The sequence below is a fragment of the Acinetobacter lactucae genome, from assembly GCF_013122135.1.
Taxonomy (GTDB): Bacteria; Pseudomonadota; Gammaproteobacteria; order Pseudomonadales; family Moraxellaceae; genus Acinetobacter; species Acinetobacter lactucae.
Window position 1 is genome coordinate 2,721,531 of sequence record NZ_CP053391.1, and the last position, 24,509, is coordinate 2,746,039.

Sequence of the window (24,509 nt, forward strand, 5' to 3'; positions counted from 1 at the left end):
TGAAAAAGTTATTCCTTGCAAGTTGTCTTGCGTGACGATTGTTTAAAATATGATAAAACACATTTGCGTCACGCAACTTTTCCGTTAATTACGCTTAAAAAGCTGGCTAAGCCAATTCATTAATTCAGTTAAGAAATCAAAAATACCGTTTTTCTTATCATCATCAGGATGACTTGAGTCTTTTCCATTTAAATCTAGATCGACAATTACAGGGTCATGATCTGAAGAACGATAAGCATCTTCACCATAGAACAAAGCCTTTTGCTCATCAGTTTTATATTCTTCATTGTAGTCTAACGCCGTTGGCTCATCAGCATTGATATGCCATGCAAAGGTTCTTACTACTTTTGGATATAAAGACGCATCCGCAATTGCATGGTCTAGGTTACCTGCTCCACCATTTCCATTGGAATCACTCGCAACACCAAACACATAGCTATATGCCTGAGTACCCTGTCCTACCTTAGCGTCATTCAGCAAAACTTTGTAGTTCGCTTTTTCAAATGACAAAATTGGTTCTTCTTTTGCGTAGCTGTTCATATCCCCGACAAGTAAAGCATTTTGTTTAGGCACTTGAGTCGGATTTTTCGCTAACCACTGCACAATTTGATCAACTGCTTTCACACGAGTCGGGTTCCAGCAGCCTTGACCATCGTTTTGGTCTGCATCACTTGAGCTAGCATCCACCCCACTACAGCTTTTCGATTTCAAATGGTTTGGAATGACGGTAAACGTTTTATTCCCACGAACTGCTTGGAAACTTTGCGCCAATGTTGTTCGGTTCTTGTCGCCCAAATCAAGCACAACAGGTTTATTCAAAGGTCTAACACGCTTGCTGTTATAAATAATAGCAACTGCGATTGCATCGCCACCTAAACGGTCTAGATTTTCAGGAACAACGTATTTCCAATCACTACCTAAAGCTTTGGTCAAATGAGCAATTGCACTATTCGGGCCATAACCATTGTTCGCAATTTCCATTAAACCGTAGACATCAGCATCAATTGCTTTGAGTGCACTCACAATTTTACGGTGCTGTTTATCAAACTCAGCTTGTGTCGTTGCACCACGTTCTGTTGGAAAACCAGTTGCACCATTGTCATAGTTCAAAACGTTAAATGAAGCTACACGAATGTGATTAGCATTTTTGGTAATGACACTTTGACGCGGGTTTGTTTGAGTAATTATTTCAGGTTGATTACGTCCAAGCACTGGTTGCACACGCCAACCATTAAAACGGTATTCCAAAATACCTTCAGCATTCTTAAGTTGATAACCCGAACGTAGCGTATTGGCAGCACTAAAATTACTTGGTAACCAAGGTGTACGGTTTTGGTTGTTATAGCCGTCGTCAAAAATAATTTTCGATAATAAATTTTTCTGAGCTAAAGCTTTAGCTTCAGGAGATAACGCTGGATATAAATTGGTTGGAATATATAAACGGCCTAAGCTTAAAGATAGTTCACCATAACGACCGTAATTGTAATTCTCACTCACCGTTAAAGTCTGAGGTAATTTGACCAACATACCTTGATAACGCTGTGGAGAATGGGTTGAACCACCTGTTAAGCTAGCAAATGGAAGTTCGAGGCTAATCGGCTGAACCTGATTTGCCATATTGCTATTACAGGTTTGAATATCTTGTTGTAATTGATCTAATTGCAACTGGTTTTGATAAGATGTTAAACGACCACGTAAAATAACTTCATCGCCAACTTGCCCACCTTTTACCGCACTACTATTTGGAATATATACAAAAATAGCATTACTGACATTTGCACGTGCTTTGGTGTCAGGTGTCTGAACATAAAAACCTGAGAAACCATTGGCATAACGATAGTCAGCAGTAATCACCCCACGCACGGTATAAGTTTGATTTTGTGCTGCAGTTGATAAATCAGCAATTGGTGTATCGGAGCTTGAACAACTTACTGTTTCAACAGGAGGCTGTGTTGTTGAGCCAGATAAATTTGAAAAGTCATTTCGGTTTGTCCAAGCCGACCATGAACGGTCCAAATCAAATGCTGCAGTTGCATCAATACTTAAAGCTGGATTCTCTGTTTCAATACGCTTAAAACTATTCCCCAAGCTTGAAACGGCTGTTCCCCATCCCGCTGCTGGGCGTTCACCAATACGCCCAAAACGGTCTACAGGTGTGCCTTTGTACACAAGCACAATGGCATCATCCCCATTAAAAGATAACGCAGAGACCTGATTTACTTTACTACCAAGTTCAGCCTGCAACTCAGAGCGGCCTACCAAAAACTTCTGCTTACTGGTTAATGAACCTTGTAAACGGAAAGTTGCTGTTTTTGCTGTACCACCATTATTAAATTGTTGAATTTCATAGTCGGCTAAATTAACTGTAGTTCCATCCGGATTGTAAATTTCCAAACCTTTGCGGTTACTACTGCCGTCAACATATTGACTAAACATGAGCTGTGCTTGTGCCCAAGGACTAAATGTAAAAGCACCAAGTGCCCCTAATAGCACAGAAAGTGTGCGTAATTGAAAAGTTTTCATGAGTAAATATGTTCATTTGAAATTTATATAGATTCTTAGATTAAATATTGAACATGACATCTACATGAAGAAAAACACCGAAACATTTGACTTGACCACATGAAGACTTAAAATACCGCATTTGAATTTCAATATTGCCAAGGTTATGTCGATCGATCAGTTAGAAACGCAAATTGCAGACTTAGACAATTTGCCTGAACACCGTGAAATTGTGACGTTTATGCGTCGTTCAGCACCACTTAATACGTCTCAACGCACGGCATTAGAACAACATCGCGATTTAATTTTGGAATATCCTGTTGGTGACTTACGTCAGCACTTCGAACATCCAGAACGCCCTTTAACTGTTGAAATCGGTTTTGGTATGGGTCGTTCATTAGTGCTTATGGCAAAAGCCAACCCTGAACGCAACTATGTGGGTATTGAAGTTCACGTACCTGGTATTGCTCAGTGTCTTTATGAAGCAGGTATGGCTGAACTTAAAAACTTGCGTGTACTTGATGCAGACGCAATTCAGGTTTTACGTGAAATGCCAGACAACAGCATTAACTGCGTACAACTTTACTTCCCCGATCCTTGGCAAAAGAAACGTCATTTCAAACGCCGTTTTGTTATTCATGAGCGTATGCAATTGGTTGAACAAAAACTTGAGCTTGGTGGTACATTCCACGCAGCAACAGATTGGGAACCATATGCAGAATGGATGCTTGATGTACTAGACAATCGTCCTGATCTTGAAAACTTGGCAGGTAAAGGCAACAGCTATCCACGTCCAGACTGGCGTCCAGTGACTAAGTTCGAACGCCGTGGTATTGAATCAGGTCATAAAATTAATGACTTTATCTTTAAAAAGATTAAGTAAAGAGCATATTATTTTTACTTAAAAATATGGCATTAAGTTTTGATGACTTAGTGCCATAATTAATTATCTAAATTGCATTTTTTCAGAAACTTACTCTCTAAATCTAATAAAAAAGGTATTCCATATTTATCTTCATTTAAATTATTATAAAGTTGAATAGGTAAATCTTTTTTGTATTCTATAAAACATGTAGCTAAACCAACAGCTATCGCTGCAACGCTATCAGTATCTCCACCTAAATTAATACATGACTTTAGAAGCTCACTTAAACAACTATGTTGCAATAAACATGTTAATGCGGCACTGACCGTATCATATGCATTTAAAGATACTTTATCTTTCCAATTATAATCCCAGTTTCCATATTGCTCTGATTTTAGAAAACTCTCTAAACCCTTAATAGAACCTTTTTGGTGAATTCCAAAATAGGCAGTTAAAGCGACAGCACAACTTGATTGGATTCCTATCGGTGAATCATGTGTAATTTGTGCTTGTAACTTTGCGAAAGCAATTACATCTTCTTTATTTTTTAGAAAGCCAATAGGAACTGAACGCATCGCAGCCCCATTTCTTTCACTTGTTGGTATTATTAATTCAAGTAACTCTTTACTAGACTCCACGTTACTTAATAAATTAAAGAAACCTTCTGAATACCCTAATCTCATATCTCTTTTAAAGCATTCTATAAATTTTGAAGCTATATTTTCTTTAGTCCATTCTTGATCTGATAATATAAACTCCACTATCGCAATCGACATTTGAGTATCATCTGTATATTTGCCTAAAATATCGTATAGCTCATGCTTGCTATATAACTCTAAATTATTAAGTGAAATAATTTTTTCTTCGCTACAAAACTCAAAACCTGCACCATAAGCATCCGCAATAGCAATTTCAGTCAACATCAGAATTAAGCCTCTTTACAATAAACATAGTGTTTTATTAAATTATCAAAAATCACGGATGCTGGCTCATTTGTTGCGCTTTCTTCAAGCCTTAAAACTTCCCAAAGTGCTGTTCTAAACTCACTGTCATTATCAAGCGATTCAAATAATTCCTGAGGTAAAAAATACTCAGCTGGATAGTAACCTATCTCGCAATTCGCTCTAAAGTTCGTTCTAAAGATTTGTCTTAGTTTTGAGATTTTTTCTTCAAAAGATGAATAAGCAAAGTCTTTAAAAAAATCTTCTCTACTTTTCTGCATCATTCTTAAATTGGATTGAACATTTAAATATTTTTGATAGGTAGATTGTGTTGGTAGAGAAAAATATCTCACATCAAAAGATTTGAATATTTGTTGGTCATTTCTAAAAACAGCACCGAATAAATATTCGGCCATTGTTCCTGTCTCAATACTTACAGTAGTTACCACTGTTAAATCATCAATTGTCTCTATAACTGCTTTTCCATTCTCTTGGTTATATCTCTTAAAGGGATCAATCCTTTCTAAAGTATGCAAATTAAAAAATGTATCACACATTTTCCCACTCCAATTCTCTTTTATAACAATCAAATTCTCCTCATGAATTACAATTAGTTCATCTAAAGACCGGAAAGATTCTGGATAAAACATATCCAAAGATATCTCATCATCCAAATTAGATCCTTCAATTAAAAATGCCATGAACATTTATCCTTAATAATCAATATTATTACTTCATCATTATCTAACAATTTATACTTGTTATTAGGTTTTATCACAAATTCATATTCGATAGAGATTTATTAATATATTGAGAAAAATTTTAATCCACGACCAACAATATCAAATAATTAAGTATTAAATTAAATAAAAAGGCTATGTTATAGAATTTATTCCTAGTCCCTTATTAATCCAAATATTAAGTTATCTAAAATTTTATATGCTAGCTTATTCATTAAAAGAAAGAACTCTCATTCACTCAAAAAAACAAACACTACCGCTCAATTAATGATTGCCAATCGAGCCAAATCTAGCTATTTATAGAAACTAGTACTTGCCATACTAAAAATTGCTAAGGACAACACATGTTAAAAATTTTAGGGCGCGATAACTCCATTAATGTTCGCAAAGTCTTATGGCTGTGTGAAGAATTAAATCTTGAATATGAAAGAGAAGATTGGGGTCGAGGCTTTCGCTCTGCTCAATCATCTGAATATTTACAATTAAATCCAAATGGTCAAATTCCAGTTGTTATAGATGGAGATTTAGTCCTTTGGCAGTCCAACAGTATTATCCGTTATTTGGCAAATGCATATGATAAAGAACATCAGCTTTACCCTACTCAAGCGAAAGAAAGATTCTTTGTTGACCAGTGGATTGATTGGCAAGCCATCGAGCTGAATAACAGCTGGACTTATACAATTATGTCTCTATTGAGACATTCTCCAGATCATCAAGATCCAAACTTATTACAACAAGGTATTGATGACTGGAATCATCATATGCAGATTCTCGATCAACAACTTGCAAAAACTCAAGCCTATGTTGCAGGTACTGAGTTTACTCTAGCGGATATTCCAATTGGTCTGTCTGTACAACGCTGGAAGGCCACTCCTTTTGACCATCCAACGCTTAAGCATGTCGATCAATATTTTGAACTGTTAAATCAGCGTGCGGGTTTCCTAAAATGGGGAAATAACGGCGAACCTTAATTTTGAATAAGCCTTAGTCCGAGTGATGGCGCTTCACGATGCCATCACTTAAAAGTTGATACACCTGCTTTAAGTCGTCCCGCTCTGCTTGAGCTAATAAATCTTGATGCATTGCTAAGATATTTTGATCACCTCGCATTGCAGGCCCAGTTTGCATCTGCTTTGGATCATTCTCAGTGGCTTTTTTTGCTGTTTCCATAATTAAAGGATAAAGCAAACTAAAGTCGACCTGCTCTTTACCTACAACTTGCTTTGCAATATCAAAACAATAGTTACTAAAGTTACAAGCAAACACAGCTGCTAAATGTAAAGTTAAACGCTGTTTTGAGGTGTATTGATATACTTGTTTACTTAGGCTATTTGCTAAGTCTAAAAGTAGTTTTTGATCAGTAACTGTTACCGCTTCAACAAATAAAGGCGTTGCAGACCAGTTGACTTCTCTTTCAAAGCTAAATGTCTGTAATGGATAAAATACCCCTGCTTTTTCATGCACATGACTGATAACTTCAATATCTGTGCTACCAGAGGTATGAACCATAAGTGTTTCAGGAAATAATTCATGAACCTGTTTTGCAAGCTCTGCAATAGCACTATCTGAAACCGCTAAAAAGATAAGATCGGTCGGTTGAAATTCTCGAAGAGACTGACAGGCTTTTGCTTGGATTTTCTCTGCAAATTTCTGGGTCTTCTCAAAATCACGCGCATAGACTTGTACGATGTGATGACCTTGAGCCAAAAGTACTTTTGCCAAATGAAAGGCAACTCGCCCACTTCCCACCAAACTGATTTTCATATCAATCCAACACTATTTGTTTCAACAAAAAAGCTTCTCAAAATGAGAAGCTTTTTTCAAATTAAAATAACTAATTTTTAATTCATCAGAGCATTATTGAGCTACTGAAAACTCAATACGACGGTTTTTAAAACGGCCTTCTTCTGTCGTGTTCTCTGCAACAGGCTGATCAGAACCATGGCCTTGTGCAACTAATTTAGACCCATCTACACCTTTAGATGTTAAATAGTCAACCACAGCTTGAGCACGACGTTGTGATAAAGCTTTATTTGCCGCAGCATTACCAGTCGAGTCAGTATGACCACCCACATTTAATTTTACATTAGTCACTTTACTCAAAAGTGTTGCAGCTTGATCAAGAATGGCTTTGTTATCTGCTGGAATATCGCTTGAGCCACTCGCAAAGTTAATGATTTGCAAGTTAAGCGCTTTTACTAATGCATTTACATCGACATTATTCGGATCAATTGAGCCTAGAGCAGTTTGCGAAGCAGTTAAGCTATTGCTTACAGATTGCTCAGCTGTTTCTGGTGCAGTAGAAACAACCTCAGTGTGAGGAACAAGAGCTTTTACTTTTGCGGTTAATGCTGCTAAAGCTGCTGCATCACCTGCTTTCAAAGTAATTTTGTCACCTATCCATTCTAAAGATGCATTTGGCACACCTTTTAATGCACCAAGTACTCCTGCAAGTGCATCTTTGTCTGTAAATCCAGCCGCATAGGTTTGACTAGTATCCACATTACAATCTTGAGTTGATGAGAAAACCTGCTTAACTTGAGTTTGTAGTGTTGCTAAGAATCCTTGATCACCAATACCTGCCTGACACTGGCTTACAGCACCTTTATCATCTGTGCTTAAAGTTAAACTCGCAGGTGCAGCCGCTGTAGTAGCTTCAACACCACTTGCAGCTGTCGGTTCTGGTGCTGGTACAGCTTCTTTATGCTGGCAAGAACGCCATAACCAAGCAATGATAAGACCCAAAATAATTAAGGCAATAATAGGGAGGAACCCACGAGATTTGCCTGTTTTTTCGCTGGCCGCAGCTAATGGCGGAGCTGTTGAAGTTGCATGTGTAACTGAAGATAAACCTGCACCAAGTCCTAAAGGCGCTAATAGACCTACTGCCCATCCCGGTAAATGCGAACGAATTGTTTCTGCGTGCTGACGTAAATAATTCACAATACTCTGTTGATCATTTCCGGCAACGTCTGCAATTGCATTAAGGCTAGGTTTAATTGAACTGTTGAGTGTGCTTTCGATTTCATTATTTGGTGCTGTACCACTTAAATGAGTCAGTACAGTATTCTTGATTTGGTCGTTATGAGAAAAAAGGTCTGATAACGAGGGAGCCAGACTATTTTTTAATTGTCCAATAAGATCAGGTTTAGCAGCTAATAGTGAAAGTAAAATTGGATAAAACTTAGATAAAGCATTCGATTTTTCGCCTAGGTATCCATCCTGATTATCTAATAATGTTGAAGATACTTTTTCTTTAAGCAGTTCTATAGGGTTTATCGACATTGGTTATTCTCCCGAATTTTATACGTCGTAACCAGCAACTTTTGATTATTCAAATACTTCTCTTTGCTGATAGTTTTTTATTCTAATGTGCGTTCAATCTTTTGTTGTCTTTTAAATAATTTATATACAAATTTCCATCTAGTATTTACAAAACAGGCAGATCTTATTGATCTACCTGTTTATATTTTAAATTTACTTTAAATAAGCATTTTATCAGTTAGCAAAAGTTTGAAGTACTTTACCCGTAAGGTTTTGACCCAATAATGGAGTATTTTTCCCTTGTGATAAAATCGTGTCTTTGCTTACTGTCCAGCTTAATTCAGGATCGACTAATACCCATCCCGCTTCATCTTCCCAACGCGTAGTCATATTTGCAACCTGCGCAGGTACGCTAGTTACTTTTTCAACCCACTCTAAAGGTTCAAATAAACCTTCATTAATGAGTTGAATGCCTAAAGATACATAAGTATCAAAAGCAGTAATGCCCGGTTGAGTTTCAGCAAATGGTGCCATTTTTGCCGAACTGCTTAAAGGCTCATGATGCGTACAAATTGCATCAATAACGCCTTCTTTTAAGCCTTGACGTAAAAGTTCTTTATCTTGCTCAGAACGCAATGGTGGACGAACATGCGCAAGCGAATTGAAACCATCCGTTAAATGTTCAGTTAAATGCAACTGATGCATTGCGACATCGGCAGTTACAGGTAAACCTTTTGCTTTTGCTGCACGAATTAATTCAACTGATGCACCACAAGACAACAAACCAAAGTGAGCTTTTACGCCAGTTGCTTCAATCATAAGCAAATATTTTGCAATTGCCACAGTTTCAGCAATTGCCGGAATCATCGGCAAACCTTGGCGAGAAGCAATAAAGCCTTCGTGAGCACATCCGTCTTTAGCAATCTGTGGCTCTTCAGCATAAAACACAACTGTTAAACCGAGACCCGCTGCATATTCCAAGGTACGAATAACGACATCGTCATTTTCAAAAGCAGCATTTGCATTAGAAACAGCAGTACAACCACCCTTTTTCAGGCCCGCCATATTCGCTGGTTGTTTACCATTTAAGCCTTGGGTTTGAGCACCAATGATATGCATATGAATGCCACCATCATGCCATGCTTTTTCAATCAGGCCATGAATGAGAGCACCATTGTCTTGTACAATCGGCTTTGAGTCAGGCGGAGTAATGACATGCAAAATACCATTACCACGTGCTGCCTTGCCTTCCGATTTCAATGTCCCATGTTGCTGTTGACCCGGTTCACGCAAACGCGCGCACAAATCAACCATGGTTGGCATTAACCATTTGCCTTGGCCATCAATGGTTTGCTCAACGTGCTCAACTTGCGCAACCAACTTGCCATTTTCAATATATACAGTTTGTACGCTGTCTGTTTTCTGGATTGGGTCTAACACACGTACATTTTCAATTTTTACAATACTCATGTGATCCATTCCTTACAACGTAATCGCTTCAATTAAACCTTGCTCTTGGAGTTGGCCTTGCATTGATAACGCCAATACTGCCATACGAACTGCAATACCATTGGTTACTTGTTTCAAAATAACCGACTGATCTCCATCAGCAACACTTGAATCAATTTCTACACCACGGTTCATTGGTCCCGGATGCATCACAATACAGTCCGGTTTAGCTAAACCAAGACGTTCTTTGTTTAAACCATACATTCTGTAAAATTCAGACTGTGAAGACAATGCTGGAGAGTCAATACGTTCGTTTTGAATACGTAAGGCAATAATCACATCACAGTCAGTAATGCCTTCATCCATCTTGTTAAACAAGCGAACGTGCTCGCCATATTCCGAAAAGCCCACTGGCAATAATGTATTCGGTGCAATCACACGAATGTCTTTACAGCCCAATGTTTGCAGTGCAGCTACATCCGAACGTGCTACGCGAGAGTGTTTAATATCCCCTATAATAGCAACGCTTAAATCTTCAAATGGTTTTTTAGTTTCACGGCGAATAGTCAGCATATCAAGCATCGCTTGCGTTGGATGAGCGTGACGCCCATCCCCTGCATTAATAATCGCGACCTTTGGACATACATCTTTAGCAATGAAATGTGCAGCACCCGAAGATGAATGGCGAACAACAAAAATATCCGCTGCCATTGCTTCAAGGTTCCAAAGCGTATCGCGCAGAGTTTCACCTTTTGAAGTACTTGAACGTGCAATATCGATGTTCAATACATTGGCAGACAAACGTTTTGCTGCTGCTTCAAAAGTAGTACGGGTACGTGTGGAGTTTTCAAAGAAGAGATTCATAACCGTCAACCCCTCTAAGAGCGGACGGTTAATTAAATTATTATTATCATCTAAAAAGCTTTGTGCGGTATCTAAAATCTTGGTGAGGTTTTCTTTTGAAAGTCCCTCAATCGTTAAAAAATGTTTTAAATTTCCGTCTTGATTGAGCTGAACCTGGCTCGGTTGATGCAACGCTGCAATATGCATAATGGATTCCTATGGGTCGAATCGCGAAAACGTGCATAGTGTAGCTGAATTCCGCTCTTTTCGCAGAAGAACTTTACAGAATAAGGCCCTAAATTGACCAGAAAATTTAGAACCTTATTGGCAATTACCTTAATGCACCAATGTAATGGTGCGGAACTTGTGCCCGATAAATATCCTCGGCAGTAATTTCCGACTCTTCATCGACTTTAACAACAGCAATTTTTTCTTTTTGAGAAGGCTCAGGTATTGTGTCAACCAACGATTTCAACCGCCCAACACATCGTTTTAGTTCGTCATCCTCTGTTTCTAGGGCAAGCGTAATGACATATTTTGCATAATCTTTATTTTGAACCACGTACATTGCATCTATTACCCGCCCCGTCACCCTACGCATGCGAACATAGATCTGAGTAGCCACTGAGAAAGCATCTGCATTAGCAATAAAACCATTCCCCATCATGTCTTTCATTTATTATTCCCCCATCACTTTAAAATAATAAAATGGTTAAAAAATAGCTTCGTTTGTTAATTAAATAACCATTGATAGGATTGAGTTAGCAAAATACATACCACTTTTACTGTATTAATCTATAAAAATCAGTTTATTGGTTGGATTATGATAGGTTGCAATAATTTAAAAACCTTTACACATCAAAATAAGTTAAACTTTGCATCGTTAATATTTATATGTTTTGGTCAATCGAGTTTATGAATACCTCTTTACGTTTAAACCACTATTGGATTACTTGTGCTGATGGTTTAGAAGCCCTCTTACAAGAAGAAATAGAACAGCTTGGCACCAAAGTGACAGAACGTAAAGCAGGACGTTTAATCATTGAAGGAACGCTTGAACATGCTTACCGCATCTGTATGTGGTCGCGTCTTGCTTCTCGTGTTTTACTTCCAATTCATACTTATGAACTTGAACATACACACGATGCACGTGATGTAGCTGAAGAGCTTTATGAAGGTGCAATTAGCTTTGACTGGTCACTTATTTTTGCACCACAAAGTACTTTTGCAATTCGTTTACATGCAGAGCGTGAAATTAAGGTTAACACTCAATTTGCAACACTTCGAGCAAAAGATGGTGTTGTCGATTCCTTTATGGAAGCTGTAGGTCGTCGTCCAAGCATTGACACCAAACAACCAGAAATTACGCTCTATGTTTTAGCAGGTAAAACTGAGCATACCTACTGCTTAGATTTATCTGGTGATTCATTACATAAGCGTGGTTACCGTCGTTATATGACGGATGCGCCAATTAAAGAAAACCTTGCTGCGGCAATTTTACAAAAAGCTCAGCTTCAACAGCGTAAGCCAGAGATTGTACTCGACCCGATGTGTGGTTCAGGTACATTTATTATTGAAGCATTAATGATTTTAACTGACCGTGCACCTGGCCTTGTTCGCCGTTTTGGTTTTAATGGTTGGCATGGTCATGACCGCGAACTTTGGCTTTCACTTAAAGCTGAAGCAGCAGAACGTCATGAAAAAGCGCTAGAATTACCTTTACCTAAATTTTATGCCTACGATGCAGACTGGGAAGCTGTCAAAGCAACTCGTGAAAATATTATTGCGGCGGGCTTTGAAAAAGTATTAGGTCAAATTCAAATTGAAGAACGTACTTTAGCTGACTGGCCTGATTTTTCAGCAGAAGGCAAAACTGCATTTATTGTGACAAACCCTCCATATGGTGAACGTTTAGGTGATAAAGCCTCTAACCGTTCTCTTTACTTAGGTTTATCTGCACTTCTACAAAAACATTTCCCAAATCAATATGCAGCTATTATTGCAGCTCAAATTGAACAAGCCGATGTTTTAGCATTTGAAGCGCCTGAAACCTTACGTTTAATGAATGGTAAGTTACCAATTTACATTCGTTTTGGTTCAATTAAGCCTGAAAAAGTAACTCAGCCATTTTTAGCAACTTGGCAAGCTCAACCTATTGAAATGGAAGAAGCTCAAGATTTTGCTAACCGTTTGCAAAAAAATATGACTGCCTTGAAAAAATGGGCAACCAAAGAAAATGTTTATTGTTTACGTTTATATGATGCAGACTTACCTGACTTTAATGTCGCTGTAGATTTATATGGTGATCGCTTACACGTTCAGGAATATGCACCACCAAAAACAATCGATCCTGAAAAAGCAAAAAAACGTTTTAATTTAGCACTCGCTGCAATTCGTGCTGTTACCGGTTTAAACCGCGATGCCATCTTTATTAAGACACGTGCACGCCAAACAGGTACAAATCAATATACGAAACAAAGCACAGCTTCAAAACGTTTTATCGTTCAGGAAGGTAAAGCTAAAATTTTAGTTAATCTGACAGATTATCTAGATACAGGTTTATTCCTTGACCACCGTCAAATACGTTTACGTATTGCTCAAGAAGCTCGTGGTAAGCACTTCTTGAATTTATATAGTTACACGTCTACAGCAAGCTTACATGCCGCTTTAGGCGGTGCGGCAAGCACGACAAGTGTAGACTTATCTAACACCTACCTAAGCTGGTCAAAAGAAAACTTCGTTTTAAATGGTTTAACGGTAGATCACGCAGATGAACAGCACATGTTCTTTGCGAGCGACTGTTTTGAGTGGTTAAAAGAAGGTCACGAACAATACGACCTTATTTTTATCGATCCACCGACATTCTCAAACTCTAAAAAGTTCTACGGTACTTTCGACGTCCAACGTGACCATGTTTCACTCATTAAGCGTGCAATGAACCGTTTAAACAGTGAAGGAACGCTCTATTTCTCAAACAACTATCGTGGTTTTGAAATGGACGAAGAGATTGAAGCTATTTTTCAGGTTGAAGAAATCACTTCTGAAACCATTGGCCCTGATTTTAAACGTAATCAAAAAATCCACCGTGCATGGAAAATCCAGCATCCTGGCCTAGATCAATATTAATAAGACTAGAGGTTATTATTACTTCACGGTAATAATAACCTCACCATGAACATTTTTTGATTCAAAATCATATTTGGTAAATCGATCTGCTCTTTCGGGTAACGCAATCATTTCCAATTTCTTCTTTTCTTTACTATCTAGCACATGATTTTGTTTTTGTTCTTGATACGGCGAAAGTACACTTGTTCTAAGTGCATCCCATCGAACTTGTTGTAAATAATTATCCCCTAACACCTGACGTGCTTGTTGTTGTTCTATCATTGGTTTCTTAGCATCGTCTTGAGCTTTCGCAATAATCACAGGTAAAGCTGCATTCACTGCTCCTGTTTGTGTCGCTAACGCCCCTTCACTTAGAGGCTGCGCAGCCCATACATTGATGGGTAGTAACATAAAGCCTAAAACACACAGCGCAGATCCTTGTTTATTGTTCATTGCATTTATCCTAAGTTGTTATTGTTCGTTATATCGAACAAAATTAACAATTTTTTAAACATGCCGCAATGTTATAAGTAGACTTCCCGACAATTAACATTGATCATTTTAAAACCGGAAATATTTCACAAGCATTTTGAGAATATTCAAGTTGTTTTATAGATTTTTATCTCAGACTTGTACGACCCAGCTAAATCACTTACTGTAATTTTATAATTTATCTGTAAATCGATTTTATTTATAAATAAACACCATTCGAGGTGAAATAATGCTTCAGCAGTGCTGCCAACTATTAGAAGATCGCCAGCTCAAAATCGCTTTTATTGAAAGTGCGAGTTCCGGTTATTTAACAAGTCAGTTTTCTATTCATAAAAATAGTGGTGCAGATATTTTACTGGGTGGCTTAGTTAGCTACGACCCGAGCATTAAAATTAGCATTTTAAATATCGATCAAAAGATAATAGAGACTTACACAGCAGAGTCACCGCAAGTCACAGAGGAAATGTGTAGGCTGGGTCAAAGCTTATTTCAACAAGCTGATATTATTGTCAGTTGTACTGGGCTATTAAAATCTGGTGGAAGTGAAACCCCAGAAAAACCTGTGGGCACCTTTTTTATTTGCATTTCTTACCAACGTCATATTTATCATTATCGTTATTTTTTATCTGGTCACTCAGAACAAAAGTTAAAGACATTAACTCAGAAAGTTTCAGATGCCATAATTGCTTTACTCACATCAACCATAAAAACTGATTCACCATAAAAAAAGAGAATATGTTTCCATATTCTCTTTTCGGTTTTAGCAGACAAAGCTTAGCTGAGTTTCATTTTATCGAAGACTAAATGCCCATTTTCGCCTTTAACTAGAATAGTATCACCTGCGACAAAATCACCCGACAATATTTTTTGAGCTAATGTGTTTTCAATCTGTTGTTGAATCGCACGTTTTAATGGACGCGCACCATAGACAGGATCGAAACCAGCATCAATCAATAAATCAAAAGCAGTATCATCTACAGTTAAACTCATGTCACGATCAACAAGACGTGAACGTAATCGATCCAACTGAATATCGGCAATGCCACGAATTTGTGCTTTTTTGAGTGAATGGAAAATCACAAGCTCATCAATCCGGTTAATAAATTCCGGACGGAAATGCTGACTTACCGCATTCATTACAATAGTACGCACTTCATCGTCTGTTGCACCCTCACCTAGTTCACGTACATCTTGTGAGCCTAAGTTCGAGGTCATCACAATGACCGTATTTTTAAAATCGACTACTCGACCTTGTGAGTCGGTTAAGCGACCATCGTCCAATACTTGGAGCAAGATATTGAAGACATCTGGATGCGCTTTTTCCACCTCATCAAACAACACCACACTATATGGTTTACGGCGAACAGCTTCAGTTAAAACACCACCTTCTTCATAACCCACATAACCTGGAGGCGCACCAACCAATCGGCTAACAGAATGTTTCTCCATGAATTCACTCATGTCGATACGAATCATGGCATCATCACTGTCAAACAAGAAATTAGCCAGTGCTTTGGTTAATTCTGTTTTACCAACACCCGTTGGACCTAAGAACAAGAATGATCCGCTAGGTCGATTCGGGTCAGATAAACCGGCACGTGAACGACGAACTGCATTCGATACAGCTACGACAGCTTCATCTTGCCCAACAACACGGTCATGTAAAAATTCTTCCATATTCAGAAGTTTTTCACGCTCGCCTTGCATCATTTTAGCAACCGGAATACCTGTTGCAGCACTTACAACTTCGGCAATTTCATTTTCAGTCACTTTAGTACGAATGAGTTTTGGCTCTTCGTTCTCTTCTGCAACTTCATCTTGCTCCAGTTGTTTTTGCAACTCTGGAATTACGCCATACTGTAAACGTGCTGCCTCAGCCAAATCACCTTCACGCTGAGCTTTCTCAAAAGCAATACGCGCTTTATCAAGTTCCACCTGAGCCTGTTTAGTGCCCTCGACAAGAGTCTTTTCAGATTTCCAGATTTCTTCAAGGTCGTTGTATTCTTTCTCGACTTCAGCAATCTGTTTTTCAAGATGAGTGACTTCAGCTTTACTGCCGACATCTTCATCTTTTTTCACAGCTTCCAATTGCATTTTTAACTGGATTAAACGGCGATCAAGCTTATCAAGTGCTTCAGGTTTAGAGTCAATCTCCATTTTAATACGAGAAGCTGCCTCATCAATCAAATCAATTGCCTTGTCTGGTAATTGGCGATCGGTGATGTAACGATGAGACATTTTTGCCGCCGCAATAATCGCTGAGTCTAAAATTTGCACACCATGGTGAGTGGCATATTTCTCTTTTAGACCACGTAAAATCGCAATCGTATCTTCAACACTTGGTTCATCAACCAGTACTTTTTGGAAACGACGCTCTAGAGCTGCATCTTTTTCAATGTATTGGCGATATTCGTCTAAGGTTGTTGCACCCACACAGCGCAATTCACCACGAGCCAACGCAGGTTTTAACATATTACCTGCATCCATTGCGCCATCACCTTTACCTGCACCTACGAGTGTATGTAACTCATCAATAAACAGGATGATTTCGCCTTCGTGTTTAGCCAAGTCTTTTAAAACAGCTTTTAAACGTTCTTCAAACTCACCACGATATTTAGCACCAGCCAGTAATGAACCTAAATCGAGGGATAAAACACGTTTATTTTTTAATCCCTCTGGCACTTCACCATTCACAATACGCTGTGCCAAACCTTCAACAATCGCAGTTTTACCTACACCCGGCTCACCAATAAGAACAGGGTTGTTTTTGGTACGACGCGATAAAACCTGAATGGTACGGCGAATCTCATCATCACGCCCAATGACAGGATCAAGTTTTCCAGATAAAGCACGCTCAGTTAAATCAATCGTATATTTATTAAGTGAGTCACGTTGGTCTTCGTGATTATTACTCATGACTTTGTCATTACCTCGAATATGTTCAATTACTTTGCGTAAGCTGTCGGGAGTTACACCCACCGCACTTAAAATATTTTTAGTTTCGCCTGTTTCTGCCAAACCTAATAAAACCCAGTCAGTTGATAAAAATTCATCACCTGCTTTCTGCGCATATCTGTCTGCCAAATTAAGTGCTTTAACGGCCTCTGGGTTTAAGTTGACATCACCTGTTGGATTGGCAATAGTCGGCGCGTCTTTTATAGCTTGCTCAAGTTTTTGTTTAAGTTCAGGTAACCGTGCACCTGCTTGTTGCAACAAACTAATATTTGATGGCTCTTCTAACAAGGTAGACAAAATATGAATACCTGCGATAGCAGTATGGTCTTTACCCATCGCTAAAGATTGAGCATCTGAGAGGGCTTGCTGCAAGCGGTTTGTAAATTTTTCAAAACGCATTCTTGTTATTCCTCACAACAAATTTGTACTTGTCTAATAGATGGGAACACTTCTTCGGATTTCAAATAAATTTTTATATATTTTTCATAATGTTATTTAAATAACAACGAATAAAACTCCATTATAATATGGGATTGTTTTGTATATATTTCAAGTAGAGTTCAGCTACATTTTATTAAAATGCTTGATTATTTAAATTCATGCTTATCAATACTACACTTTTCACAAAGTCTTCATTGAGAATTTAATAATTAAGCTTTAGTTTATCTTGCTAGTTTCCTACTCGTTTTGAAATGAAAATGCACTTTAAACATATTATATTAACAACAACTTGTCTTTTTACTTCAGCACTGGCAATCGCTCAGCTTCCACAAGACTCCAGAAGACCTGGTGGAATTGCAGTTGTTCCTCTAACTTCTGATATTACTCAGGTCACTTTTCAACAAAAGCCTGTTTTAATTAGCCAAGAAGGTCAGCAGCGTTATGCCGTGCTTGGTATTCCATTGTCTACTCCAATCGGCAGTATTCAGCTCGACACGAATAAAGCTCCGATTCAAGTAGAAGTTAAGTCTTATCCTTACGCTGAGCAACGAATTAAAGTCACTAACCAAGATTATGTGAACCCCAATCAAAGTCAATTAGACCGTTACGCTAAAGAAGCGAAAGAACAAAATGATGTGTATAACTCATTTACACAAAGTTCATGGCAAACCTTACCAACATTTATACGCCCGACTTCAGGGAAATTTACCAACTCTTTTGGAAGAAAACGCTTTTTTAATGGTGAAGAACGCGCGCCTCACTCTGGTTTAGATATTCCAGCGCCAGTAGGACAAAAAGTTGTTGCACCCGCAGATGGTGTGGTTATCCAAACTGGATCTTATTTTTTTAATGGACAAACCGTGTTGATTGATCATGGCCAAGGCCTAGTCAGCATGTTCTGCCATTTAAGCGCAATTAAAGTAGAGAAAGGCCAGCATATCCGTCAAGGAGAAACTTTAGGTTTAGTAGGCAAAACTGGACGTGTGACAGGCCCTCATCTGCATTGGGGCATGAGCCTTAATAATGCTCGGGTAGATCCTCAGCTTTTTCTAAATACAGCTCGTTAATTTAAAGCTTTACGAAAATACTTTGGTGCTTCGATATACCCTTCTCTTAGGTAAAATTGATTTGCCAAAGGTCTGTGAGTTAGAAGCGTTTTAATAATTCAAATTTTTCTTGAATAAGAGCAAGAGGCTGTAGGTATCCCATCTGTTTAAGTAGAATACATATCGTTTGAGTATTGTCCCATTTAGCAGAACGAATATTCACTTTCATTCCTCCCCTTATTTTTTAGTTATTTTTGACAATAAAAAAGCCAACTCTAATGTCAGCTTTTTTTAATTTCTAGCTATCAAAAAAATGCCTTATTCCGCTTCAATAATTTCGAAGTCATGAGTAATTTCTACACCACCATCGGAAAGCATTTTGCTTGCTGAACAATATTTCTCGGCAGACAATTCAACTGCTTTTGCAACCTGCTTTTCTTTCACAGATTTACCAGTTACCACAAAATGTAAGTGGATTTTAGTAAACACCGCTGGAATTGCGTCAGCGCGCTCAGCTTTTAAGTTACATACAACATTCGTCACATCTTGGCGAGATTTCTTTAAAATTGTCACAATATCAAACGAAGCACACCCACCAAGTCCCATTAATAGCAACTCCATAGGACGTGGACCACGGTTTTCACCACCATACTCAGGTGAGCCGTCCATGATGACACTATGCCCACTATCTGATTTCGCTTCAAAAGCAACATTCTCTAGCCAATGTACACTTGTTTGCATTGCAACTACCCAAAAAAAATTATAAATTTAAGCAGGGTCTGTTGACATTTCATCTATGGATTGCGTTATAGCTAAAAATTAATCCAAATAAGACGCAAAACCCAGACAATGGCAATCCTTTGTCCAGTTTTGTAATAAAATTTGTGAAATTTCAGCCATAATCTGAGTTGCAATTAAAGCAGCGCAGGCATAGCGCAAGACCAAGTTATTTTGTACGTTCCGTTGTTAAGATCTATTTATTTAGAATGGCTAAATTTCATAGTTCTTATTTGGTACGTCTAAAAAAATTGTCTTATGTTGCAACCATCTGTGAAATGTCAACAGGCCCTTGTTTTGTACACTAACATAAAATGAGTTGATAAGGAATTTCATCTCTTCTGTGTAATAGCTCATCTCGAGCTTGTGTGAATTGTTTACCCTATTCGGAACATATTAAGCATGACTTCAAATTTTTCACAACTCAGCACAGATGCTTTATCCCCGGGGCAACTACCTGAATCCGTTAAAGCATTGTTAAAACGTGCTCACATCAACAGATATCCAAAACGAACCACAATTGTTGATGCCGGAACAGAGTCAAAATCTTTATATTTAATTTTAAAAGGCTCAGTTTCAATTATTTTACGTGAAGATGATGAACGTGAAATTGTTGTTGCGTATTTAAATCCGGGCGATTTCTTTGGGGAAATGGGGCTTTTCGAACCGAACCCTCAACGTACAGCCGAAGTTCGTACTCGTGATGTCTGTGAAATTGCAGAGATCTCTTATGACAACTTCCACGAACTTAGCAAACAATATCCAGACCTAAGCTATGCTGTTTTTGCACAATTAGTTCGCCGTTTAAAAAATACGACTCGTAAGATGACAGATCTTGCGTTCATTGATGTGTCTGGTCGTATTGCTCGTTGCTTAATCGATCTATCTTCTCAACCTGAAGCAATGATTTTGCCGAATGGCCGCCAAATTCGTATTACTCGTCAAGAAATTGGCCGTATTGTTGGGTGCTCGCGTGAGATGGTTGGCCGTGTACTTAAAACCTTAGAAGATCAAGGTATGATCCAAACTGATGGTAAAGCCATTCTTATTTTTGATGCTTCATTAGAAGAAAACACTGTTTCTGATGATGACTACGACGATGAAGAATAATATTCATTAAATTTTTAATAAAAAGCAAACTTCGGTTTGCTTTTTTTATATGCAACAATGAGTTAATACACAAAACTTACAAACTATTCTAATTTTATGATTTAAGTTGAATACATATTCTCCGTTAGGCTAACTCAAAATTTCCAAGGATTTCGCTGTATGCAATTTAACCCACTTAGTCGCACAGGCCTTAAACTTCCAGAAATTTGTTTAGGCACCATGACATTTGGCGAGCAAAACTCCCAACAAGAAGCTTTTGAACAACTTAATTATGCCTTGGCACATGGTTTATATTTTTGGGATACAGCAGAGATGTATTCTGTTCCACCAAAACCTGAAACTTATGGCGCAACTGAAACGATTATTGGTAATTGGTTTGCCCAGCATGGGCAACGTGACAAAGTCTTTCTTGCATCTAAAATTGCAGGTCCGGGCTTTGGAGGGACACACATCCGAGAAGGCCATACTCGCTTTAACAGCGATTATATTGCCAAAGCTCTAGATGGATCACTTAAACGTCTCCAAACGGACTATATCGATCTTTATCAACTGCATTGGCCTGAACGTCATACCAATTTTTTTGGCACGCTCGCTTATGGCAATCAGCAAGCTGAAAATGATTACAACACAACACCTCTAGAAGAAACATTACTTGCTCTACAAGAAGAAATTAATCGCGGGCGTATTCGCTATATTGGTTTATCAAATGAAACCCCGTGGGGCACTATGAAATTTTTACATTTGGCTGAAAAGCTGGGTGTCAGTAAATTTGTCAGTGTTCAAAACCCATATAGCCTGCTTAACCGTACTTATGAGATAGGGATGTCAGAGATTGCTAAATATGAAGATGTCGGCTTGCTCGCCTACTCTCCTCTAGCTTTTGGTTACTTAACGGGTAAGTTTAGAAATGGCGCTCGCCCTGCTAATGCCCGTGTAACACTATTTCCTCGCTTTAGTCGCTACAGTAACCCTCAAAGCGAATGGGCAACTGAACAATATGCACAGCTAGCAGAAAAACATGGGCTAAGCTTAACCCAGATGGCTTTAGCTTTTATTAAACAACAGTTCTTCGTGACCAGCACAATTATTGGTGCTACGAATTTAGACCAACTCAAAGAAAATATTCAGGCATTTGAGATTAAGTTACCAAGTGAAGTTCTAAAAGGTATTGAGGCCATCCATACTCAACAACCCAACCCTGCTCCTTAAACAAAAAACGGATGCTTAAGCATCCGTTTTCTTTATCTATAAAGGATTTTATATCTTATTTACGGCTATTATAAACTGCCATTGCCGCAGGTAAGTTTTTACGCATATCACCAATACGCTGAGAGTTAGATGGGTGAGTAGACAAGAATGATGAACCACCGCCACCTTCAAGCTTATTCATTTTTTCCCAAAGTGTAATCGCCGCATTTGGATTATAGCCTGCACGCGCCATCAGCATTAAACCGCCTTGGTCCGCACGACTTTCCAAGCTACGAGAATATGGCAAGCCCACACCCACTTGTGTACCTAGCTGAGCAGCAGCAGTACCAAGCTGGCCTACGTTATTACCCGCATAGCTTAAACCAATGCCTAGAGCTAAATCAGTTAAAGCCTGTGCACCGATTTTACTTTTTGCATGCTCTTCTAAAGCATGTGTCATTTCATGCCCCATAACAGCTGCAATTTCAGCATCTGTCAGGTTCAGTTTATTCACAATACCTGTATAAAACACCACCTTGCCACCAGGTGCAACGTAAGCGTTAATTGTATCTGACTTCAACACCGCTAACTGCCAAGTAAATGGCTGGCCAGTCTGATTCATCTGGTTGGCATATGGTTTTAAACGGTTGAATACAGCATTAATACGGTTATATGTACTAGAACTTGTATCGAGAGCACCCTTACCACGTGCTTCCTGCACCATCTTATTAAAACCTTGAGCAGATTGAGCATTTAAGGTTGCAGTATCTGCACCAGCCATGTCCGCTACTGTTGCACAGCCAGAAATGGTCATCACACTTGCAGCACACAAGCTTAAAAAGAGTTTTTTATTCATAACATTGATCACCTAAATCATTAAAAAGCTGTTTATTCTTTTGCACTTATTATAAGAAATACCACTCATGCTTTGAATCTCTCATTTCTTCATGATCATAGTATTTATGTAACGATCAAGCCGATAATGTCATCAAATAAATCCAGAAAATTAAACAGATTACATTTAAACCCAGATAAACATGACTTAAGGTTTTAACTTTTTCTTCAAGATTAGAACTTTCCCTTTTCCAAAGTAAATAACTATTTTGTATGAATACCACAGGAATTAACACACATGCGAACAAAACCGATAAGCTCATAAAAGCAGTCATAAAGAAATCTTCATGATATTCCTGTCCATAAATAACCAACATCGCCAGCGTGGGTGAACCACCAATAGCAAATAAAAAAGAATAAAAAATTGTTTTTGAAATAGTTGGTTGCAGCTTCATCCTGAGCCCATCATTCCTTATCTATATACAACGTTTTAATCTGAATCTGATAAAACGAAAACTGCACTTTAGTCGGGTATAAAAAAGCCCCCTTTCAGGAGGCCTTTTTAATTTTTGCTAATTAAGCAGAGAATGGATGACGTAAAACAATTGTTTCTGCACGGTCTGGACCAGTTGAAACGATATCAATCGGACATTCGATTAATTGTTCAATACGCTTAACATAAGCCAAAGCATTTGCTGGCAATTGATCGATGCTAGTTAAACCAACAGTCGACTCGCTCCAACCCGGCATAGTTTCATAGATTGGCTTCAAGCATTCAAAAGAAACCGCATCTGAAGAACCTACACAACCTGAATCTGTATTTTCATAACCCACACAGATTTTCACTTCTTCTAAACCATCTAAAACGTCAAGTTTAGTTAAGCAAATACCTGAAAGTGAGTTTACATCTACAGAACGACGAAGAATCTCAGCATCAAACCAACCACAACGACGTTGACGACCAGTAGAAGCACCGAATTCATGACCAACTGTACCTAAGTGTTTACCAATTGGGTCACCAGAATCAGCCGCTGCATCGTAAACCAATTCCGTTGGGAATGGACCAGCACCAACACGTGTTGTATAAGCTTTAGTAATACCTAATACATAATCAAGATGTAAAGGTCCCATACCTGAACCAGAGCTTACGCCACCAGCAGTTGTATTTGAACTTGTAACATACGGATAAGTACCGTGGTCGATGTCTAGAAGTGAGCCTTGAGCACCTTCAAACATGACAGCCTTACCTTCTTTGCGATAGTCATGCAATACTTTAGTCACATCAATCACTAATGGAGCAAGCACTTCACGCCATTGGTTGCAAAGAGCCAATACATCTTCAAATTTAACTGCTTCTACACCGTAGAACTGAGTTAATTGGAAGTTATGTAACTCAAGCATTTCTTGAAGTTTTTCTTCTAATGCTGCACCACCACGAACAAGGTCAGCAACACGCACTGCACGGCGAGCTACTTTATCTTCGTAAGCAGGACCAATACCACGACCTGTGGTACCGATTTTAGCGTTACCACGTTTCTTTTCACGTGCCTGATCAAGTGCAATATGGTTAGGCAAAATGAGTGGACAGTTTGGAGAAATACGTAGACGTTCTTTAACAGGAACACCTTCTGCTTCCAAAATTCCCATTTCTTCAATTAACGCGGCTGGTGAAAGTACTACACCATTACCAATTAAGCACAATACGTTTTCACGTAAAATGCCTGATGGAATGAGGTGCAATACAGTCTTTTTACCACCTACGACAAGAGTATGACCTGCGTTATGTCCGCCTTGATAACGTACTACCGCAGCCGCCTGATCTGTGAGCAGGTCGACGATTTTACCTTTACCTTCGTCGCCCCATTGGGTACCAAGTACCACAACATTTTTGCCCATAATAGCCTCATTACATCATGCTGTTAAAATTGGAAACCACCAGTAAAATTTACTGTTGGCA

At 38.5% G+C, this 24,509-nt stretch carries 22 protein-coding genes and 1 pseudogene; 7 read left to right on the top strand and 16 right to left on the bottom strand.

The features are described 5' to 3' along the window. Positions 1-84: 84 nt before the first annotated feature. A complete protein-coding gene (locus HLV59_RS12790) occupies positions 85-2,523 on the bottom strand; it encodes an ExeM/NucH family extracellular endonuclease (protein WP_171430109.1) in 2,439 nt (812 codons plus the stop codon). A gap of 145 nt (positions 2,524-2,668) precedes the next feature. On the opposite strand from HLV59_RS12790, the gene trmB reads away from it, so the two are divergent. Further along, positions 2,669-3,385, top strand: coding sequence for a tRNA (guanosine(46)-N7)-methyltransferase TrmB (gene trmB / locus HLV59_RS12795; protein WP_216606720.1), 717 nt, complete (start codon positions 2,669-2,671; stop codon positions 3,383-3,385). A gap of 59 nt (positions 3,386-3,444) precedes the next feature. On the opposite strand, the gene HLV59_RS12800 is transcribed toward trmB, so the two are convergent. Continuing rightward, a complete protein-coding gene (locus HLV59_RS12800) occupies positions 3,445-4,290 on the bottom strand; it encodes an ADP-ribosylglycohydrolase family protein (RefSeq protein ID WP_171430111.1) in 846 nt (281 codons plus the stop codon). 5 nt (positions 4,291-4,295) lie between these two features. Continuing rightward, positions 4,296-5,009, bottom strand: coding sequence for a hypothetical protein (locus HLV59_RS12805; RefSeq protein WP_087089374.1), 714 nt, complete (start codon positions 5,007-5,009; stop codon positions 4,296-4,298). Positions 5,010-5,392: 383 nt separating this feature from the next. On the opposite strand from HLV59_RS12805, the gene HLV59_RS12810 reads away from it, so the two are divergent. After that, positions 5,393-6,019, top strand: a complete 627-nt coding sequence (locus HLV59_RS12810) for a glutathione S-transferase family protein (RefSeq protein WP_171430112.1) — start codon at positions 5,393-5,395, stop codon at positions 6,017-6,019. A 13-nt stretch (positions 6,020-6,032) separates the two neighbouring features. Here HLV59_RS12810 and HLV59_RS12815 read toward each other — a convergent pair whose 3' ends face one another. From HLV59_RS12815 to HLV59_RS12835, 5 genes are all read right to left on the bottom strand, one after another. Continuing rightward, positions 6,033-6,812, bottom strand: coding sequence for a Rossmann-like and DUF2520 domain-containing protein (locus HLV59_RS12815; protein WP_171430113.1), 780 nt, complete (start codon positions 6,810-6,812; stop codon positions 6,033-6,035). A 93-nt stretch (positions 6,813-6,905) separates the two neighbouring features. Next, positions 6,906-8,333 carry an OmpA family protein gene (locus HLV59_RS12820; protein WP_171430114.1) on the bottom strand — a complete coding sequence of 476 codons (1,428 nt, stop codon included), beginning with the start codon at positions 8,331-8,333 and terminating at the stop codon, positions 6,906-6,908. Positions 8,334-8,546: 213 nt separating this feature from the next. Then, positions 8,547-9,782, bottom strand: coding sequence for a dihydroorotase (locus HLV59_RS12825; RefSeq protein ID WP_171430115.1), 1,236 nt, complete (start codon positions 9,780-9,782; stop codon positions 8,547-8,549). Between the two features lie 12 nt (positions 9,783-9,794). After that, positions 9,795-10,811, bottom strand: a complete 1,017-nt coding sequence (locus HLV59_RS12830; RefSeq protein WP_002121555.1) for an aspartate carbamoyltransferase catalytic subunit — start codon at positions 10,809-10,811, stop codon at positions 9,795-9,797. 124 nt (positions 10,812-10,935) lie between these two features. Beyond that, the gene (locus tag HLV59_RS12835) at positions 10,936-11,280 is read right to left on the bottom strand and encodes a hypothetical protein (protein WP_171430116.1); all 345 of its coding nucleotides are present in this window, start codon (positions 11,278-11,280) and stop codon (positions 10,936-10,938) included. 239 nt (positions 11,281-11,519) lie between these two features. On the opposite strand from HLV59_RS12835, the gene rlmKL reads away from it, so the two are divergent. Next, on the top strand, positions 11,520-13,730 hold the full coding sequence (gene rlmKL / locus HLV59_RS12840; protein WP_016143304.1) for a bifunctional 23S rRNA (guanine(2069)-N(7))-methyltransferase RlmK/23S rRNA (guanine(2445)-N(2))-methyltransferase RlmL: 2,211 nt from the start codon (positions 11,520-11,522) through the stop codon (positions 13,728-13,730). Positions 13,731-13,748: 18 nt separating this feature from the next. Here the strand turns inward: rlmKL and HLV59_RS12845 are convergent, their stop codons facing one another. Continuing rightward, positions 13,749-14,162, bottom strand: coding sequence for a hypothetical protein (locus HLV59_RS12845; protein WP_016143303.1), 414 nt, complete (start codon positions 14,160-14,162; stop codon positions 13,749-13,751). 268 nt (positions 14,163-14,430) lie between these two features. Here HLV59_RS12845 and HLV59_RS12850 point away from each other — a divergent pair, with 268 nt between their 5' ends. Further along, positions 14,431-14,925 (top strand): CinA family protein, encoded by a 495-nt coding sequence (locus tag HLV59_RS12850; RefSeq protein WP_016143302.1) that lies wholly within the window; start codon positions 14,431-14,433, stop codon positions 14,923-14,925. A 50-nt stretch (positions 14,926-14,975) separates the two neighbouring features. Here the strand turns inward: HLV59_RS12850 and clpB are convergent, their stop codons facing one another. Next, positions 14,976-17,555 (bottom strand): ATP-dependent chaperone ClpB, encoded by a 2,580-nt coding sequence (gene clpB / locus HLV59_RS12855; RefSeq protein ID WP_005070314.1) that lies wholly within the window; start codon positions 17,553-17,555, stop codon positions 14,976-14,978. Between the two features lie 299 nt (positions 17,556-17,854). On the opposite strand from clpB, the gene HLV59_RS12860 reads away from it, so the two are divergent. Continuing rightward, on the top strand, positions 17,855-18,664 hold the full coding sequence (locus HLV59_RS12860) for a M23 family metallopeptidase (protein WP_171430117.1): 810 nt from the start codon (positions 17,855-17,857) through the stop codon (positions 18,662-18,664). Here HLV59_RS12860 and HLV59_RS12865 read toward each other — a convergent pair. The 3 genes and pseudogenes from HLV59_RS12865 to HLV59_RS12875 all read right to left on the bottom strand — a co-directional run bounded on the left by HLV59_RS12865 (position 18,661) and on the right by HLV59_RS12875 (position 19,582). Further along, positions 18,661-18,866 (bottom strand): annotated as a pseudogene (locus HLV59_RS12865) (hypothetical protein). The gene HLV59_RS12860 and the pseudogene HLV59_RS12865 sit on opposite strands and share 4 nt — an antisense overlap. A 95-nt stretch (positions 18,867-18,961) precedes the next feature. Beyond that, positions 18,962-19,384 carry an OsmC family protein gene (locus HLV59_RS12870; protein WP_016143298.1) on the bottom strand — a complete coding sequence of 141 codons (423 nt, stop codon included), beginning with the start codon at positions 19,382-19,384 and terminating at the stop codon, positions 18,962-18,964. 78 nt (positions 19,385-19,462) lie between these two features. After that, a complete protein-coding gene (locus HLV59_RS12875; protein WP_078224862.1) occupies positions 19,463-19,582 on the bottom strand; it encodes a hypothetical protein in 120 nt (39 codons plus the stop codon). Between the two features lie 240 nt (positions 19,583-19,822). On the opposite strand from HLV59_RS12875, the gene crp reads away from it, so the two are divergent. Next, a complete protein-coding gene (gene crp, locus HLV59_RS12880) occupies positions 19,823-20,530 on the top strand; it encodes a cAMP-activated global transcriptional regulator CRP (RefSeq protein ID WP_005070320.1) in 708 nt (235 codons plus the stop codon). Positions 20,531-20,689: 159 nt separating this feature from the next. Beyond that, positions 20,690-21,739, top strand: a complete 1,050-nt coding sequence (locus HLV59_RS12885; protein ID WP_171430118.1) for an NADP(H)-dependent aldo-keto reductase — start codon at positions 20,690-20,692, stop codon at positions 21,737-21,739. A gap of 55 nt (positions 21,740-21,794) precedes the next feature. Here the strand turns inward: HLV59_RS12885 and HLV59_RS12890 are convergent, their stop codons facing one another. From HLV59_RS12890 to HLV59_RS12900, 3 genes are all read right to left on the bottom strand, one after another. Next, positions 21,795-22,574, bottom strand: a complete 780-nt coding sequence (locus HLV59_RS12890) for a M48 family metallopeptidase (protein ID WP_016143296.1) — start codon at positions 22,572-22,574, stop codon at positions 21,795-21,797. Positions 22,575-22,689: 115 nt separating this feature from the next. After that, positions 22,690-23,007 (bottom strand): hypothetical protein, encoded by a 318-nt coding sequence (locus HLV59_RS12895; protein ID WP_016143295.1) that lies wholly within the window; start codon positions 23,005-23,007, stop codon positions 22,690-22,692. A 121-nt stretch (positions 23,008-23,128) separates the two neighbouring features. Further along, positions 23,129-24,448, bottom strand: coding sequence for an adenylosuccinate synthase (locus HLV59_RS12900; protein ID WP_002121613.1), 1,320 nt, complete (start codon positions 24,446-24,448; stop codon positions 23,129-23,131). Positions 24,449-24,509 lie beyond the last annotated feature (61 nt).